The organism is Tritonibacter aquimaris (assembly GCF_009617595.1).
GTDB classification, from domain to species: domain Bacteria; phylum Pseudomonadota; class Alphaproteobacteria; order Rhodobacterales; family Rhodobacteraceae; genus Epibacterium; species Epibacterium aquimaris.
On sequence record NZ_WIXK01000013.1, the window covers coordinates 1 to 14,411 of the forward strand.

The 14,411-nt window shown below is 58.4% G+C and carries 18 protein-coding genes, 1 pseudogene and 1 riboswitch; of the genes and pseudogenes, 3 read left to right on the forward strand and 16 right to left on the reverse strand.

What is annotated here, in order from left to right; all coding sequences use genetic code 11:
- The 14 genes from GG681_RS16510 to GG681_RS16575 form a co-directional block, all read right to left on the reverse strand.
- The coding region (locus GG681_RS16510; RefSeq protein WP_153549146.1) for an acetyl-coenzyme A synthetase N-terminal domain-containing protein at positions 1–176 on the reverse strand (176 nt) is incomplete at its 3' end.
- Between the two features lie 175 nt (positions 177–351).
- A complete protein-coding gene (locus GG681_RS16515; RefSeq protein ID WP_153549147.1) occupies positions 352–1,089 on the reverse strand; it encodes an ABC transporter permease in 738 nt (245 codons plus the stop codon).
- Entirely contained in the window at positions 1,089–1,748 is a 660-nt protein-coding gene (locus tag GG681_RS16520) for a TenA family protein (protein WP_153549148.1), read from the reverse strand. The genes GG681_RS16515 and GG681_RS16520 overlap by 1 nt, the downstream gene beginning before the upstream one ends.
- Positions 1,727–2,473, reverse strand: coding sequence for an ABC transporter ATP-binding protein (locus GG681_RS16525; protein WP_153549149.1), 747 nt, complete (start codon positions 2,471–2,473; stop codon positions 1,727–1,729). The genes GG681_RS16520 and GG681_RS16525 overlap by 22 nt, the downstream gene beginning before the upstream one ends.
- The gene (gene tenA, locus GG681_RS16530) at positions 2,470–3,144 is read right to left on the reverse strand and encodes a thiaminase II (RefSeq protein WP_153549150.1); all 675 of its coding nucleotides are present in this window, start codon (positions 3,142–3,144) and stop codon (positions 2,470–2,472) included. Before tenA ends, GG681_RS16525 begins: the two co-directional genes overlap by 4 nt.
- A gap of 2 nt (positions 3,145–3,146) precedes the next feature.
- A complete protein-coding gene (locus tag GG681_RS16535) occupies positions 3,147–4,082 on the reverse strand; it encodes an ABC transporter substrate-binding protein (protein WP_153549151.1) in 936 nt (311 codons plus the stop codon).
- A gap of 2 nt (positions 4,083–4,084) precedes the next feature.
- Positions 4,085–5,071 (reverse strand): HesA/MoeB/ThiF family protein, encoded by a 987-nt coding sequence (locus GG681_RS16540; protein WP_153549152.1) that lies wholly within the window; start codon positions 5,069–5,071, stop codon positions 4,085–4,087.
- Positions 5,068–5,664 carry a thiamine phosphate synthase gene (locus GG681_RS16545; protein ID WP_153549153.1) on the reverse strand — a complete coding sequence of 199 codons (597 nt, stop codon included), beginning with the start codon at positions 5,662–5,664 and terminating at the stop codon, positions 5,068–5,070. The genes GG681_RS16540 and GG681_RS16545 overlap by 4 nt, the downstream gene beginning before the upstream one ends.
- Positions 5,664–6,434 carry a thiazole synthase gene (locus GG681_RS16550; protein ID WP_153549154.1) on the reverse strand — a complete coding sequence of 257 codons (771 nt, stop codon included), beginning with the start codon at positions 6,432–6,434 and terminating at the stop codon, positions 5,664–5,666. The genes GG681_RS16545 and GG681_RS16550 overlap by 1 nt, the downstream gene beginning before the upstream one ends.
- A 28-nt stretch (positions 6,435–6,462) precedes the next feature.
- A complete protein-coding gene (gene thiS / locus GG681_RS16555) occupies positions 6,463–6,660 on the reverse strand; it encodes a sulfur carrier protein ThiS (protein WP_153549155.1) in 198 nt (65 codons plus the stop codon).
- Complete coding sequence (locus GG681_RS16560) at positions 6,638–7,624, reverse strand: FAD-dependent oxidoreductase (RefSeq protein WP_328593428.1); 987 nt, start codon at positions 7,622–7,624, stop codon at positions 6,638–6,640. Before GG681_RS16560 ends, thiS begins: the two co-directional genes overlap by 23 nt.
- Positions 7,621–8,448 (reverse strand): bifunctional hydroxymethylpyrimidine kinase/phosphomethylpyrimidine kinase, encoded by an 828-nt coding sequence (gene thiD, locus GG681_RS16565; RefSeq protein ID WP_153549157.1) that lies wholly within the window; start codon positions 8,446–8,448, stop codon positions 7,621–7,623. The genes GG681_RS16560 and thiD overlap by 4 nt, the downstream gene beginning before the upstream one ends.
- Positions 8,449–8,535: 87 nt before the next feature.
- Positions 8,536–8,637, reverse strand: a riboswitch (TPP riboswitch).
- Positions 8,638–9,501: 864 nt separating this feature from the next.
- Positions 9,502–10,638 (reverse strand): acyl-CoA dehydrogenase family protein, encoded by a 1,137-nt coding sequence (locus tag GG681_RS16570; protein ID WP_153549158.1) that lies wholly within the window; start codon positions 10,636–10,638, stop codon positions 9,502–9,504.
- Positions 10,628–11,815, reverse strand: a complete 1,188-nt coding sequence (locus GG681_RS16575; protein ID WP_153549159.1) for a CaiB/BaiF CoA transferase family protein — start codon at positions 11,813–11,815, stop codon at positions 10,628–10,630. The genes GG681_RS16570 and GG681_RS16575 overlap by 11 nt, the downstream gene beginning before the upstream one ends.
- An 85-nt stretch (positions 11,816–11,900) precedes the next feature.
- On the opposite strand from GG681_RS16575, the gene GG681_RS16580 reads away from it, so the two are divergent.
- Positions 11,901–12,821, forward strand: coding sequence for a LysR family transcriptional regulator (locus tag GG681_RS16580; RefSeq protein ID WP_153549160.1), 921 nt, complete (start codon positions 11,901–11,903; stop codon positions 12,819–12,821).
- Positions 12,822–12,865: 44 nt separating this feature from the next.
- On the opposite strand, the gene GG681_RS16585 is transcribed toward GG681_RS16580, so the two are convergent.
- Complete coding sequence (locus GG681_RS16585) at positions 12,866–13,222, reverse strand: hotdog family protein (protein WP_153549161.1); 357 nt, start codon at positions 13,220–13,222, stop codon at positions 12,866–12,868.
- A gap of 104 nt (positions 13,223–13,326) precedes the next feature.
- On the opposite strand from GG681_RS16585, the gene GG681_RS16590 reads away from it, so the two are divergent.
- Both GG681_RS16590 and GG681_RS18100 read left to right on the forward strand, forming a co-directional pair.
- A complete protein-coding gene (locus GG681_RS16590; RefSeq protein ID WP_194287216.1) occupies positions 13,327–13,755 on the forward strand; it encodes an Lrp/AsnC family transcriptional regulator in 429 nt (142 codons plus the stop codon).
- 133 nt (positions 13,756–13,888) lie between these two features.
- Positions 13,889–14,098, forward strand: a complete 210-nt coding sequence (locus GG681_RS18100) for an AAA family ATPase (RefSeq protein ID WP_194287217.1) — start codon at positions 13,889–13,891, stop codon at positions 14,096–14,098.
- Here GG681_RS18100 and GG681_RS18105 read toward each other — a convergent pair.
- Positions 14,089–14,265, reverse strand: a pseudogene (locus tag GG681_RS18105) (pyocin activator PrtN family protein); the annotation flags it as partial. The gene GG681_RS18100 and the pseudogene GG681_RS18105 sit on opposite strands and share 10 nt — an antisense overlap.
- Between the last annotated feature and the right edge of the window lie 146 nt (positions 14,266–14,411).

Below are 14,411 nucleotides of genomic sequence, written 5' to 3' on the forward strand. Positions count from 1 at the left end.
TCTTTGACCTGGGTGAACGGTTTGATCCAATCAATCCGCTGCGCCTGCTCACCCCAGAACGCTTCGGGATCTGAAACGGAAGCCTCATAAAGCGCGGTGTATTTAGCGCCGTCCACATGGGCGTTTTTTATTGTGTTTTCAGACGGGGCAAATTTGGTTCCCGGGGCGATTGTCATAACTCAATGTCCTCCCTGACTTTGGCTTATACAGAAATGGGGCGAAACACCGGTTTCCCAGAGCGTGCACCGTGCTGTATGAGTTTGTTAGGCAACATAATGTCGGGAACTGTGGGAAGAAACTACAATTAAAGTCGTAAAAGGCAGCTGGAAATAACCAAACGCGCCAAGCGCCTTATTGATGGCGGCGCACCATATGGGTGCAAAGCCGATCGACACAGGCATGAAGCACCATCGTAAACAGTGCCAGCACCAGAAGGGCGGCAAACATCAGATCGATCTTTGCGCGCCCATTGGCCAGAAGCATCAGATAGCCAAGCCCCTTGGAGGCACCAACCCATTCACCAATGATAGCACCAATTGGTGCGTAAACCGCAGCCAGTCGCAGGCCGGATGCAAAGCCGGGCAGGGCGGCGGGAATACGGATCTGGCGCATTACCTGCCATTTGTTCGCGCCCATCACATGCGAAAGCCCAAGCCAGCCCTGCGGTGTGCGCATCAGTGCGTCAAAAAATGCGGATGTCACCGGGAAAAAGATAATCAGCAGCGCCATGGCGATTTTGGAGAGCAGCCCGTAGCCAAGCCAGAGTGTCAAAAGCGGTGCCAGTGCAAACACCGGGATGGTTTGCGAAAACACCAAAAGCGGGCGCACCAAAGCCTGCGCGATTGGCGAGCTCGCAAGCCAGATCGCGGTCAGCCCACCAATCAGTGCGCCCAAAATGAGGCCGATCATCACTTCCATGATGGTGATCAGCGCGTGTTCAAACAGCAATGCGCGGCTTTTCCAGAGGGTTTCAGCCACCAGCGCCGGGGCGGGCAGAATGAATTTGGGCAAGCCAAACAGGCTGACCACCGCTTGCCAGAGCGCAAGGCCCAACAGAATGGAAAGGGAGACGCGCAGGCTGTTTGTCATCAAATGTGCTGTTCTACTGCAAAGCCTGCCCAGGCAGCATCAAAAAACGCGCGCTCCAGTTCGACAGCATCGGAGAAATTGCGGCGCACCTTGTCTTGTGCCGCGTCTGAAAGCGTGGGCCACACCGCATCGAGTTGGGCGCGCAGATAGTCCACCACACCCTGAAAACCCGCGCCCGCATGCAGCGTGATCCATTCGCCAAACCAGAATGGCAGATCCTTGGCGTTGTCTTCCATCGGGCTTGCCCAGCTGAGATAGCTCCACTCTGCAACTACCAGAACCGCAAGCATTTCTGCGTAATTGCCCGATAGGCGCGCACTGCGCATCAGATCCAAGAAGGCGGTGGTTTCTGGGGCGTGATTGGATGCTTCAGGCACATTCAACGCTTTGAGGCTGCGTTGGAAATAGGTGTTTTCCGGGCCGGTGATCACCGCCAGAAACTGCGCCGCAGGCACTGCGTCTGCAAGTGTGGGCGCATTGGAAATCGCCGCCGCCAGCAGGCGCACAAATTCTTCTACAAACAGGTAGTCCTGTTGCAGATAGCCGCGCATTTTATCCAGGTCGAGCGTGCCTGCGCCAAGGGCGTTGGTGAAAGCGTGCCCGGTGGCTGCGGTCCAGTTTTCAAGGTTCAGCTCTTTTAGCTGTTCGGTTGCGCGCATGATGGATCCTGTCGCAGAAAATTCAAAAGATCGGCCTGTAGCGACAACACTTTGCTGTCATCCACAGGTCGTGGAGTTGGGGAGGCAGGGGGCTCAATCGACGTGAGTTCTGCCTGCGATAGCACAAGGATCTGATGCCCCAGTCGCGCGGCCTCTGCCGGATCATGGGTCACATGCAAAACTGTGCGCCCCTTCAGCATGGTTGCTGCCAGATCCTGCATATCCGCCCGGGTGCGGGCATCAAGGGCAGAGAAGGGCTCATCCAGCAAAACCACCGGGCGATCCTCCATCAATGTGCGGGCCAGGGCAACGCGCTGACGCTGCCCTCCCGAAAGCTCAGACGGACGCTTATGCAGATGTGCGCCTAGGCCCACCTCTTGCAGCAGATCCTGGGCGCGTTTGAGATCGGCTTTGTCGCCCCGCAGGCGCGCCCCAATGGTCACATTATGGGCAAGATCAAGCCAGGGCAGCAGCAGATCTTCCTGCGCCATAAGTGCGATGCGACCGCCCAATCTGTGATTGTCAGATGCGCCAAAGCTGCCGTCAAAGCGCACGTCAGTGGCGATCCCTGCAAGCAGGTTCAAAATGGTGCTTTTGCCAACGCCAGAAGGCCCAAGCAAACAGCTCCAGCGCCCGGCGGGCAGGGTAATGTCCACCGGGCCAAACAGCCGGGCCTGACCAAAAGACGCGCTGCCGCGCAGATACAGGTCCGGCGCTGGGTTCAAGGCTTCAGCCCCATGTCCCAAAAGCCAACTTCGAGCCGCGTGGCCACGGTAAAACGATCCGAAAGCGCCGACCAACGTGGGCTGGTTTCCGGGTTTGCCCCCAGCCGACGTGTGACCGCACCATCAAGCAGTGCGCCAACCGCGTGACAGACGCTTTGATACTCTTCACCTGCATAGGTGTCGATCCAGTCCTGATAGGGGGTATCGCTTGCTTCGGCTTTTAGCCGGGCACCAATTTCACCATATCCCATCACACAAGGTGCAAGCGCAGCCAGAAGATCCAGGAAATCACCGGAGTGACCTGCATCCAGCACATAGCGCGTATAGGCAAGGTTTTCCGTGCGCTCTTCGGCCTTTGCCAGATCGGACTCAGAAATCCCGGCCTCAGCACAGATCCCGATGTGGAGTTTCATCTCTTCATCGATCAGCGCATTTACCGTCGCAGCGCAGAGGCGCATTTCATCGATCGTATCTGCCTTGGTTACAGCCAGGGCCCAGGCACGTGAGAAATGGATCAGGAAGATATAATCCTGCACCAGATAGTGCAGGAAAGCGGCGCGCGGCAGGCTGCCGTCGCGCATGCCCTCGACAAATGCGTGGCGGGTGTAGGCGGGCCAGGTTTCCCCGGCCGCCGCGCGCCATTTGCCAAAAATGGATCCGTAGTCAGGCATGCTTATTCGCCCAGATCCACAGCCAGATCACCAACCGCTTTGATCTCTTCGATCAGGCCAGCCTCGTGCAGGAAGGTTTCAAACCGGGTGTAGCGGCCTTCGTCCAGCGCTTCGGGGCGCAGGGCAAAACGGGGCAGGGTGTCGACCCAGGCTTTGGCATTCAGCTCGTCTTGCAGCTCGGGCGAGGTGGCAGAGAAGATTTCCCAGCTTTCCTCTGGGTGGTTGACGATATACTGCGTCGCCTTTTCAGTTGCGGCCATGAAACGACGCAGCTTGTCTTCGTCCATCAGCTCAGGATTGGCGACGTAGATCAGCTCGTCGTAAGAGGGGATGCCTTCTTCTTCGATGTAGAAGCAGCGGCCTTCGACCCCTTCGATTTCCATCTGGTTCAGTTCAAAGTTGCGGTACGCGCCGATTACGGCATCAACCTGACCAGACATCAGCGATGGCGACAGCGACCAGTTCACATTCACCAGTTCAATGCTCTCATAGTCCACGCCATGTGTGCCAAGAACGGTGCCCAGCAGTGCCTCTTCGACGCCTGCAACGGAGAAGCCGATTTTCTTGCCTTCAAGGTCGGCGATCTCTTTGATTGGACCGTCTTCCAGCACCAGAAGACAGTTCAATGGCGTCGCAACCAGCGTGCCAACACGTTTCAGCGGCAGACCTTCGGCCACCTGCAGGTGCAATTGTGGTTGATAGGAAATCGCGAGATCCGCTTTGCCAGCAGCAGCAAGCTTTGGTGGGTCTGCCGGATCTGCCGGGGGGATGATCTCAACTTCGAGGTTTTGATCGGCGAAGTAGCCGTTTTCCTGCGCAATGATGATCGGGCCGTGGTCGGGGTTAAGGAACCAATCAAGCAGCAGCGTCATCTTGTCAGCGGCAACAGCCGGGCTGGCAACGGTCAGTGCCAATACGGCGGTAAGTGTCTTTTTCATCGTTAAGTCTCCGAAGTCTGGCTTTGGTCTCCCAAAGCAATCATGGCGATGGGCCCTGCGTGATGCGGGGCAAGGAGCTCGGCCGCAGCCCAGGCGCGAAGGCCAGAGCGACAGCACAGCAAAATGCGCTGGCCGGGTTGGGCTGGCGGTTGGGTTTGGTTCAAATCATCGACGCTGAGACGTAGCGCATCTTCACGCGGCAGGGGGCCTTCGTCGGGCGTGCGCAGGTCAATTACCAGATCGTTTGTGCGGATCTGTGAGGCGTCGATAAAAGCAGGGCGATGTTCAGGTTCGGGCGCGCCATCAAAGCGAAAGCCACCAAAACGGAAATCCCGCGCATCAAAGGTCACAAGCTGGCCCAAAGGGCTGGGTGCCTGCCCCTGAAGAATGGCAATTGCCATCTGCGCCTGAAGCGTTGCAATCACGCCCACCACAGGCCCCAAGACGCCAAGGGTTGCACAGGTTCCAGCTGCGCGGGGGAGGTCAGGAAACAGCGCGCGCAGCGAAGGTGCACCAGCACAGAAGCCGCCGACATAGCCATCCATCCCCACCACAGACGCACTGATGAGCGGCAGATGCATCTTTTGACACATGTCAGAGGAGATATAGCTGGCGGCGAAACTGTCAGCGCAGTCGAGCACAAGATCCATACCCTCGCAGAGGTTTTCCGCAGAGGCGGGATCAAAGGCACCGACATGGGCCACAATAGTGCAGTCTGCATTCAAGGTGCGCAGATGTTTTGCTGCGGCCTCTGCCTTTGGCGCGCCGACGTCGCTCTCACGAAACAGCGTCTGGCGATGCAGATTAGAGAGCTCTACCGTGTCGGGATCGATAATGTGGATTTCGCCAACACCCGCACCCGCAAGATAGGGCAAAAGCGGTGCAGCAAGGCCACCTGCACCAATTACCAGAAGACGCGCACGCGCAAGCTTGGCCTGACCTTCAGGGCCAAATTCGGGTACAGCAATCTGGCGCGCGTATCGGCTCATTTGCAGAGTTCCAACCATTCGCGCACGCGCCCTTCGGGATCTTGGTTGAGCGTAATATCGGTTACCGCAGCTACAACATCCGCACCGGCCGCATAGGCACCGGGGGCGCGTTCAACGTTCATGCCGCCAATCGCAATTAGGGGCATGTCACCGATGCGCTCTTTCCAATCCGTAAGTTTTTCAACACCTTGTTGGTGCCACTTCATCTTTTTCAGGATGGTTGGATAGATCGGTCCCAGCGCAACATAGTCTGGCTGACACAGCATCGCACGCTGCAGCTCGGGGATGTCATGCGTTGACAGGCCCAGTTTCAGACCAGATGCACGAATGGCTGCCATATCTGCGGTACTCAGGTCTTCTTGCCCCAGGTGCAGCCAGTCGCAGTCCAGTTCAATTGCAAGCTGCCAATAGTCGTTAACCACCATAAGGCAGTCGTGCTCACGGCAGATGGCCTGCGCAGCTTTGATCTGTGCCCGCAGTTCCGCCTCAGGCTGGTTTTTGATGCGCAGCTGCACCAGCTTGACCCCAAGCGGAACCAGCCGTTCAACCCAGTTGACATGATCAAAGATCGGATAAAAACGCGGCAGGTTCATCACAGGAACGCCTTTCCAATAACGGGGGTAGAAGGGGCGGCCATATCGCGTGGCTCCATCGGGTCGGCCTCATAGGCCATGCGACCGGCCTCTACTGCCTGCGCAAATCCAACCGCCATCTGTGCGGGATCACCCGCCTTGGCAACGGCCGTGTTCAGCAGTACCGCATCAAAGCCAAGCTCCATCGCGGCGGCGGCCTGGCTGGGCAGGCCAAGGCCCGCATCAACCACCATCGGCACGTCTGGGAATTGTGCGCGAATTGTGCGCAGCCCGTAGATATTTGAAAGCCCAAGGCCAGAGCCGATTGGCGCCCCCCAGGGCATCAAAACTTCGCAGCCTGCGTGCAAAAGCCTTTCCCCAAGGATCAAATCTTCCGTGGTGTAAGGAAAGACTTTAAACCCATCTTCTGAAAGGATTTTTGCAGCTTCTACCAGTGCAAATGGATCTGGTTGAAGCGTGTCCATATGGCCGATGACTTCGAGCTTGATCCAATCGGTGTCAAACAGCTCACGCGCCATATGAGCGGTGGTGACGGCTTCGCGTACCGAGTGGCAGCCTGCGGTGTTGGGCAGCACCGCAACGCCCAGATCCTTGATCAGATCCCAAAAGGCGTTTCCGGCCCTGTCATCACCGGCCTCACGACGCACCGAAACGGTGGCAATGCCCGCGCCTGAACGTTTAAACGCATCCGCCAGAATGGCAGGCGAGGGGTATTGTGCCGTCCCGAGCATCAGGCGCGATTGCACTTCGGTTCCATAAAAAATGGCCATATGTCTGTCTTTCTCAGCCGCTTGGTGTTCAGCCACCTTGGCGTGGGGCTACGATTTCGATCCGGTCACCGTCGCGCAGCGCGGAACTGGCGCGCAATGTGGCCGGTACAAATTCTTCGTTCACGGCTGTTGCAACTTTGGCGTCGCCATAGCCAAGTTCAATCAGTGCGTCACTCAGCAGGGTTGCGGCCAGGGTCTGGGCCTCACCATTCACCGTGATCTTCATCCATCATCTCCGGTTTAATGTCATCGCAGATCAGTTCTGCAACCTGGCGCGCCATGGCTGGGGCCAGAAGATATCCGTGGCGGAACATGCCATTGACATAGATCCGTTGCCCGCGGCGTCGAATGCGCGGCTGGTTGTCAGCAAAAGCGGGGCGGGCATCAACGCCAATTTCCAAGATCTCTGCTTCGCCAAAGGCCGGGTGCAGCGCAAAAGCCGCGGTTAGCAGCTCAAGCGTGGAGCGCACAGTGGGGCGGGTACGCTCGCCACTTTCGATCTGGGTCGCACCCAGCATAAACACCCCATCACCGCGCGGCACCACATAAAGCGGGAAACGCGGATGCAGCAGGCGCACAGGGCGGTGCAGTTTTACTTCGTTGCTGCGCAAAATCACCATTTCGCCTTTGACGCCGCGCAGGTCTGTTAACGTGTCCTGCGCTGCGAGCCCCCGGCAATCAATGATGCGGCCGCTGGTTGGTTCGTCCTTTGTGAAGGTGACGTCGCGCGCAACCAGCCCATCCCATAGTTCTGCAAGCGCAGAACGCGGGGTGATATGGGCTTCGCTTTCAAACATCAACGCCTCAGAAAACCGGCCTGCGAGGTCAGGCTCAATGGTGCCGATGTCTGTGGCGTTCAGATGTGTGTGCCCTTTGGTGCGGCGGGAAAAACGCGCCAGCTCGCGCCGGTCGCGGCCTAGCGTGACCACCAATGATCCATTGCGAATGACGCGCACACCCTGACGTTCCCACCAATCGGCGGCTTCTTGACCCAGACGCACAACCGGCTCTTCGGCGCTTTCGCCTTCGCAAAACGGCGCAAGCATCCCTGCAGCCCACCACGAACAGGCCTGCGGGCCTGGCGCGTCGCCTTTTTCACAGATTTGAACCGGCACACCACGCGCCGTCAGCTCAGTTGCGACGCACAGGCCAACGATACCGCCGCCAAATATTGTAATCGGTGCAGTCACGACCAGACCTCATGAAAGTGATGCACAGGCCCATGTCCGTGTCCGATGTTGATCTTGTCAGCCGCTACGATGGCTTCATGCAACCAGCCATGCGCATGTTTCATCGCGTCTGACAGCGTTGCGCCCTTTGCAAGCTCTGCCGCCAAAGCGGAGGACAGGGTGCAGCCGGTACCATGAGTGTTATGCGTATTCATGCGAGGGGCGCGAAAATCTTCTACGCTGTTTGCGGTAATCAGTCGATCAAGACAGGTTGCCCCGGCGGCGTGACCGCCCTTCATCAGCACGGCTTTCGCCCCAAGGTCACACAGCGCACGCCCCTGCATCAGGGCGACTTGTTCATCACCGGCCTCTTCGGTCTCAAGCAGGCATGCCGCCTCGGGAAGGTTGGGGGTCAGCACATCCGCGCGCGGCAGCAGCTGTGTTTTTAATGCGCCAATCGCGTCTTCGGCCAGCAATGCATCGCCGGATTTGGCTACCATGACCGGATCTAGCACCACGAGCCCGTCATAGGCTTTTAACGCGTCTGCGACCTCTTCGATCAATTCGGCATTTGCAAGCATGCCAATTTTGATTGCACCGATCGCAATATCGCTGAGCACGGCGTCAATCTGTGCGGCAACCATGCCGGGCGCAAGCGTTTCAACTCGCGTCACCCCTTGGGTGTTTTGTGCGGTGATGGCGGTGATGGCACTACATCCATACACGCCAAGCGCGGAAAATGTTTTGAGATCCGCCTGAATACCTGCGCCACCGCCACTGTCAGAACCTGCAATGGTCAGGGCCGCAACCGCCTGAGGATGGCTTTGGGGGATGCCGGTGGTCATGCCTATGTCTCTCTCATGTGGGCGCCGACACTGAGGAGACGAAAATGGACAGATCGCCCGCACCGCTGAACATGCGACTTGGCAACATATCACGCGGTCTCCGTTTCCTACGCCGGCACTGCCCGGATCAGGTTCGATGGGTTGATTTTACTCTCTCAGCCTTCAAAAAAGGCACCCCAACGGAAGTGCTGCGACCCTATGAGAGAAGCTCTGAGTTTGGCAAGAGCTGAAATGCGATAAAAAGCCTATTTCGCCTTGTCACAAGGATGCGCAGACAAGAGCCCATGCCCGTGAAACCGCGCGGAATATGATACACCCGCGCCACTCGAATCAAACCCGGTCCTGCCGCAGCGGAGCAATCCAATGACAGCACAACATGCAGCACGCCTTTCTGTGGCACCCATGATGGATTTGTACGATTGGCGATAGGTTATTGTTTTATAGGTGTTTTAGGGAGTTGGTTTCGGCGCGTAGCACATATGTAGCAATCGTCCCTACCTGTTGGTGAAGCCGTGCTTCACAAGTTTGATGATGCCGCATTCTTGGTTCTTCGACAAGCGAATGTGCGGGAGAATGCCTGGCTTCCCCTTTGTCGTGAACTCAGAGAAAAGAGTACTTTTGTGCAACCTTCTGGTTGACTGTCCGAAGGCCGGTTACTTTCGGCTCATTGCGGCCTCGGGTTTTCTTCGGGTTCATGATGAAATCCCGGAGAAAACCGCGAGGCCGCGGGCGCGTTCGATATCTTTTGAATCGCATTTGGAGTTCACGAGCAGGGCTGGGATCTTCCATAGTCCTTGTAAGCTCATCACGATCGTTCCTTACCATGAACTGAAATGGCAAGGGAGTAGGCCAAGGGAATTCCGGCCCTAGCCGGATCTCTGCCATCTATCCGAAATGCTGCACTGCTGTCCGTTGAAGAAGACATTCGCTGCAATTGCGCAAACAGAATCCTCGGCGCGGTCGGCACAGCAGGGCTTCAAAATGCCTCTTTCGTTTCACTGTGCCGAAGCAACTTTCAAAAGAGGCACGCACAGACATGAGGCTCCCCAAAAGCTAACTCAGCATATCCCGAGCAATGATGGTTCGCTGGATCTCCGAGGATCCTTCGTAAATCCTGAAAATCCGCAAGTCGCGCAGGTAGCGTTCCAGCGGAAAATCGCGGGTGTAGCCGTACCCACCGTGGATCTGCAGCGCCCGGTCTGCGATGCGCCAGGCCGCCTCGCTGGCGTATAGCTTGGCAAAGGCCGAGTCTGAGGAATACCGCTCGCCGGTGCCGCGCTTGCGGGCGGCTTGCAGGCCCAGGGCCCGCGCCGCGGCCAGTTCGGTGGCACTGTCGGCCAGCATCCACTGCAGCCCTTGGAAGCTGCTGATCGGCCGTCCGTCAACCTCGCGTTCCTTGGCATAGGACACAGCCGCATCCAGCGCGGCGCGCGCAATGCCGGTGGCCTGCGCGGCCACTTCGATACGGCCGTTGTCCAGCACCTTCATCGCGGTGCGGAACCCGGTGCCTTCGTCGCCCAGCCGGTTTTCAGCGGGCACGTGACAGTCAAACGAGATCGGGAACACATGGCCGCCGCGCAGGCCCATGGTTTCCTCGTGCTTGCCGATTTCGACACCATCAGTCTTGCCCGGTTCCACCACAAAGGCGCTGACCCCGCGGGCGCCGACTGTATTGTCAGTCTTGGCATAGACCACGATGAAATCGGCCTCGCCCGCGTTGGAGATGAAGCATTTGGAGCCCTTCAGCCGGTAGCCTTCGCCGTCCCAAGTGGCGGTGCTGCGCATGTCCGCAGGGTTGGAGCCAGCCATCGGCTCTGTCAAGGCGAAGGCCCCCAGCGCCTGGCCCGCCGCCGCGGCGGGCAGAATGCGCTGTTTCAGCGCCTCATCCGCACCCAGAAGCAGCGAATCCGTGGCCAGGAAATGCGCCGTCAGCATCGAGGCGGTAGAGCCGCAGGCCCCGGCGACAGCTTCCACCGCGCAATAGAGCGCAGGCCCGGACAGGCCGATGCCGCCATGGGCTTCGGGCAGGTTCATCCCCATGATGCCCATCTCCGCCAGAGCCGGAAGGTGCAGGGTTGCAAATTGGGACTTTGCATCGATTGCGCCGGCGGCAGGCATCAGAACCTCGCTGGAAAACCGTTCGATCTGGCCGATGACGGCCTGTTCTTCGCTGTTCAGATCAACGTTCATTGGGGCTCTCCCTGTTTTGCCGTAGTTGTTGTAGAATGTCCTGAGTGTGGGCGCCCAGGGCGGGCGCTGACTGGCGTCGGCCCCGTAGCGCACCGCTGAAATGCACCGGCTGCTCCGGCACCGTGAGCGTGCCAAGGGCAGGGTGCTCTACCGCCGAAGCCAGCCCGCGCGCCTGCGCTTGCGGTGAGCTCCAGGCCTCGCGCACCGAACACAGCGCCGCGGCCGGAATGCTTGCCCCGGATAGAATCGCCACTGCGTCCTGTGCGTTGCGGTCCGCGGCCCAGCTTTCGATATGCTGCGCCAGCGCAGGTTCGTTCTGCCGCCGCAAGGCATCGCTGGCAAAACGCGGATCGTCCGCCAGCTCCGGCGCGCCGATGGCTGCTGCGAAGCGCGCAAACAGCCGGTCGTTCAGCACCGCGACGGTGAAACTACCATCCCTGGCCGGATAGGTGCCAAAGGGGGCCGACAGCGCGTGTTTGCTGCCTGTCCGCTTTGGCGTCTCGCCCGCAATCAGTGCCCGGCAGGCCGCTACCGGCATCATCGATATCAGCGAGTCATAAAGCGCTAGATCAACATGCCGCCCCCTGCCGCTGCGTTCCCGGTCGAACAGCGCCACCATCGCTCCGAAGGCCGCGAACATGCCGCCTGCGACGTCGGCAAAGGCATCTCCGGCCATCATCGGCGCGCCGTCTTCGGCGCCGGTCATATCCATCAGCCCGCTCATCGCCTGGATGATGATGTCATAGGCCGGCAGCATCCGATTCGGGCCCGTCTGGCCGAACCCGGACACAGAAACATAGACCAGCCGGGGACAGGCAGCGCACAGTTTGTCCGCACCCAGCCCGAACCGCTCCATCACGCCGGGGCGGAAGTTTTCGACCAGCACGTCGCACTCCGCGGCCAGCGCCCGTGCGGCCGCCATGCCGTCCTCGGTTTTCAGATCCAGAACGATGGATTTCTTGCCGCGGTTTACCGATTGGAACAGCAGGCTTTCGCCGTCCCTGAACGGGCCGATGTGGCGGTAGTCATCGCCTGCGGGTGGCTCCACCTTGATCACCTCCGCCCCCAGATCGGCCATCAGTGCCGTGCAGTAGGGCCCGGCCAGAACCCGGGAAAAGTCCAAAACCCGTACCCGCTCTAGCGGCCTGCGGCCTGCCGTTTTATCGTCTTCGAACATGTACCCACCATCAATTGCTTGCTGAAGGATAGCCTCAGATCGGATATATCTAGAAATTCGGGATAAGTATGGAGGGTATACCCAAATGAATATACCATTGAACTTCCGCCAGGTCGAAATCCTGCTGGCGGTTGCGGACACCGGCAGCACCGCCGCGGCGAGCCGCGCGCTTAACACTTCTCAGCCTTCGGTTTCGCTGGCCATTGCTCGCTGTGAGGAAGTGTTCGGGCAAAAGCTATTTATCCGCATCCCCGGGCGCGGGATGGAGCTGACCCCATTCGGGCAGCACAAGGTCGCCCAGCTGCGCGAACTGGAGAAACAAGCGCGCTGGGTGCTGAGCGGCGGTGAGGGCACGCCGGAGTTCCTGACCCTGGGGGTGTTTTCAACCCTCGGCCCGCGCTATGCGCCGCAGTTGGTGCGCGGCTTTCTTGATACCAGCCCCAACGCCGAAGTCCGCATCCTTGAAGGCGACCTGCAAGCGCTGTTCGACTGGCTCAGCGAAGGTCGGATTGACATGGCGCTTCTGTACGATTTTGGCATTCCGTCGGACTTTGTCATCACGCCTTTGATGACGGCGAAGCCCTACGCCCTGCTGCCTCAGGGGCACAGGCTGGCTCAGCAGCCCAGCGTTCGCGCCGAAGACCTGGCGCGGGAGCCGCTCATCCTGATGAACTTGCCCCGTAGCCGCGGCTATTTCCTGACTCTGTTGCAGAATGCAAGTGTTCCGGTGCGGGTGGCTCACGAAACCGGTTCGATCGAAATGCTGCGAACAATGGTGGCCAACGGGTTTGGTGTTGGCCTGCTGGCGACCGACCTGCCAGACCGCCCGTGCTATGATGGCAGTCCGGTGATCCGGGTACCTCTCGCCGGGCGCCCGCCGCAGCATCAGATCGCTCTTGCCCATCGCGGCGCGGCGCTCAAGCGGCCAATCACCCAGGCTTTTACCGCCTTTGCCGAAGCCTTTTTCAGCCCGCCGCTCTTAGCGCCAGGGGACCCCCGGAGCTAATCCACGGCATCATGAATTGCGTCTTTTGTTCTGGCTCCAGCATGTCACGACCGGCCCAAACTCGCCGTTGGACCAACATCCAGAATGCCGCAACGCAGCCTGTAATTGCAGACCATTATGCCCTGCACAGCACGTCCATCATTTCCGCTCTTCTGGCAGGTGCGCAGCATCCGCCATCGCTGACGGATCAGGGTGTCACCAGGCACCGCGTCGAGTGTTTCGACCTTGAGCATATTGTAGCTGCGCTGCCCATGCCCCTCTTCGAGGGCTTCAAAGGTGATGCGCACGCACTGGTCGGTTTCCGGCAGGATTGGTTGGGTGAACCGGATCTGGCCAAGCTCGGTACCAATCAGCGGGGCATCGCCGAGGGGGCGGGTCTCGACCGCAAGACGCATGGTCAATGCGAGGGCATGCCAGCCACTGGCCACTAACTGCCAAAAAACCGCCCTGCGCGGCATATTCGTTAACATGCATCGGTTGCGGGTCAAATTCCTGCGTAAAGCCGATGGCGGCCTCTCGGGTTAGCCGCGCCGACTTGCTGGTGACGCTCAATACCGACATTAGACTGGAGCGGCTGGGCCTGTCCCTGACGGCGCTCTTGTTCATCCAGATGTCGGAACATAAAAAAACCGACCTGGACCGCATTCTCAGAGAGATCCTGAAAATTCCCGAAGTGCGCGCAGGTTGGATGATCAGCGGTCGCTTTGACGCGGTGGTGGAAGTGCTGACCAAGAACACCTCTCACCTGCTCCGGTTGGTTGTAGAGCGGTTCTCCTCGCGCGAAGAGATCAGCCGGTTTGTTGCCGAAACAAAAGGGTCTCAGCCCTCTCTGAAATTCAGGGAGCTGGAAAAGGAAAAGATCAAATGTGTGCGCAAATTCTTCTCCGAGATCCAGCGGAGGCGAATGAAAGACCGGTCAAGTACGATGCGGTGACCGATTTCTCCGAATTGATGGCAGCTGTTCAGGGGGCATAGGTGTGGTTGGCGTTTTATCGACAATCAGTGGTTGAATATCCTCGCTTCTTTGAAGATCCTTCAGGAGGGAATGTCTTCGAAAGTATTGTTTCATGATCGAAAACATTTTTCTGGCCAATGAAGGATCCTATGACAGTGACGGAGCTGAACTTTCGGACCTCAAGGACGTAAATTTCATATTTGGTTCAAACGGCGCCGGGAAGACAACGATTTCTCGGGTCATTGAAGAACCTGACGAACGACCAGCGTGCAAAGTCTCCTGGAAAGATGGGGTGGCTATGGAGAGCTGTATGAATTTTTGAGCCTTCTGGCTGTTGTTCTCAACTCCGATGTATGGCAAGCGGATGTCGCCGACGTCGATTTTTTGCTTCAGCGTATCTGGCCGGTAGTTCAAGTACTGCGCTACGTGTTCCAGCGGGATAATCGGATTTCCGCCAAAATGGGCGAGCAGCATGTCGATGGTTTTCATCTTGGTCTCCTTTGCTTGTGGAGAGGAAATGCGTTTCTGCTTCAAAAGGCGGAAAACTGGTTTGATAGGAGTTTGATGGCCGATGCATGGAATCCGGCCATTGGGGTTATCAGTGAAGTGACTTGCATTTCTCCAGGATTAGTTGA

What these genes read in the sequence shown, in the direction of transcription:
- GG681_RS16540 (WP_153549152.1), bottom strand. Translation starts at nt 5,071, where the DNA reads ATGAGCCGATACGCGCGCCAGATTGCTGTACCCGAATTTGGCCCTGAA.
- GG681_RS16570 (WP_153549158.1), bottom strand. Translation starts at nt 10,638, where the DNA reads ATGAACGTTGATCTGAACAGCGAAGAACAGGCCGTCATCGGCCAGATC.
- GG681_RS16545 (WP_153549153.1), bottom strand. Translation starts at nt 5,664, where the DNA reads ATGAACCTGCCGCGTTTTTATCCGATCTTTGATCATGTCAACTGGGTT.
- thiD (WP_153549157.1), bottom strand. Translation starts at nt 8,448, where the DNA reads ATGACCACCGGCATCCCCCAAAGCCATCCTCAGGCGGTTGCGGCCCTG.
- GG681_RS16515 (WP_153549147.1), bottom strand. Translation starts at nt 1,089, where the DNA reads ATGACAAACAGCCTGCGCGTCTCCCTTTCCATTCTGTTGGGCCTTGCG.
- GG681_RS18100 (WP_194287217.1), top strand. Translation starts at nt 13,889, where the DNA reads ATGATCGAAAACATTTTTCTGGCCAATGAAGGATCCTATGACAGTGAC.
- GG681_RS16520 (WP_153549148.1), bottom strand. Translation starts at nt 1,748, where the DNA reads ATGCGCGCAACCGAACAGCTAAAAGAGCTGAACCTTGAAAACTGGACC.
- GG681_RS16580 (WP_153549160.1), top strand. Translation starts at nt 11,901, where the DNA reads ATGAATATACCATTGAACTTCCGCCAGGTCGAAATCCTGCTGGCGGTT.
- GG681_RS16575 (WP_153549159.1), bottom strand. Translation starts at nt 11,815, where the DNA reads ATGTTCGAAGACGATAAAACGGCAGGCCGCAGGCCGCTAGAGCGGGTA.
- tenA (WP_153549150.1), bottom strand. Translation starts at nt 3,144, where the DNA reads ATGCCTGACTACGGATCCATTTTTGGCAAATGGCGCGCGGCGGCCGGG.
- thiS (WP_153549155.1), bottom strand. Translation starts at nt 6,660, where the DNA reads ATGAAGATCACGGTGAATGGTGAGGCCCAGACCCTGGCCGCAACCCTG.
- GG681_RS16590 (WP_194287216.1), top strand. Translation starts at nt 13,327, where the DNA reads ATGGCGGCCTCTCGGGTTAGCCGCGCCGACTTGCTGGTGACGCTCAAT.
- GG681_RS16550 (WP_153549154.1), bottom strand. Translation starts at nt 6,434, where the DNA reads ATGGCCATTTTTTATGGAACCGAAGTGCAATCGCGCCTGATGCTCGGG.
- GG681_RS16535 (WP_153549151.1), bottom strand. Translation starts at nt 4,082, where the DNA reads ATGAAAAAGACACTTACCGCCGTATTGGCACTGACCGTTGCCAGCCCG.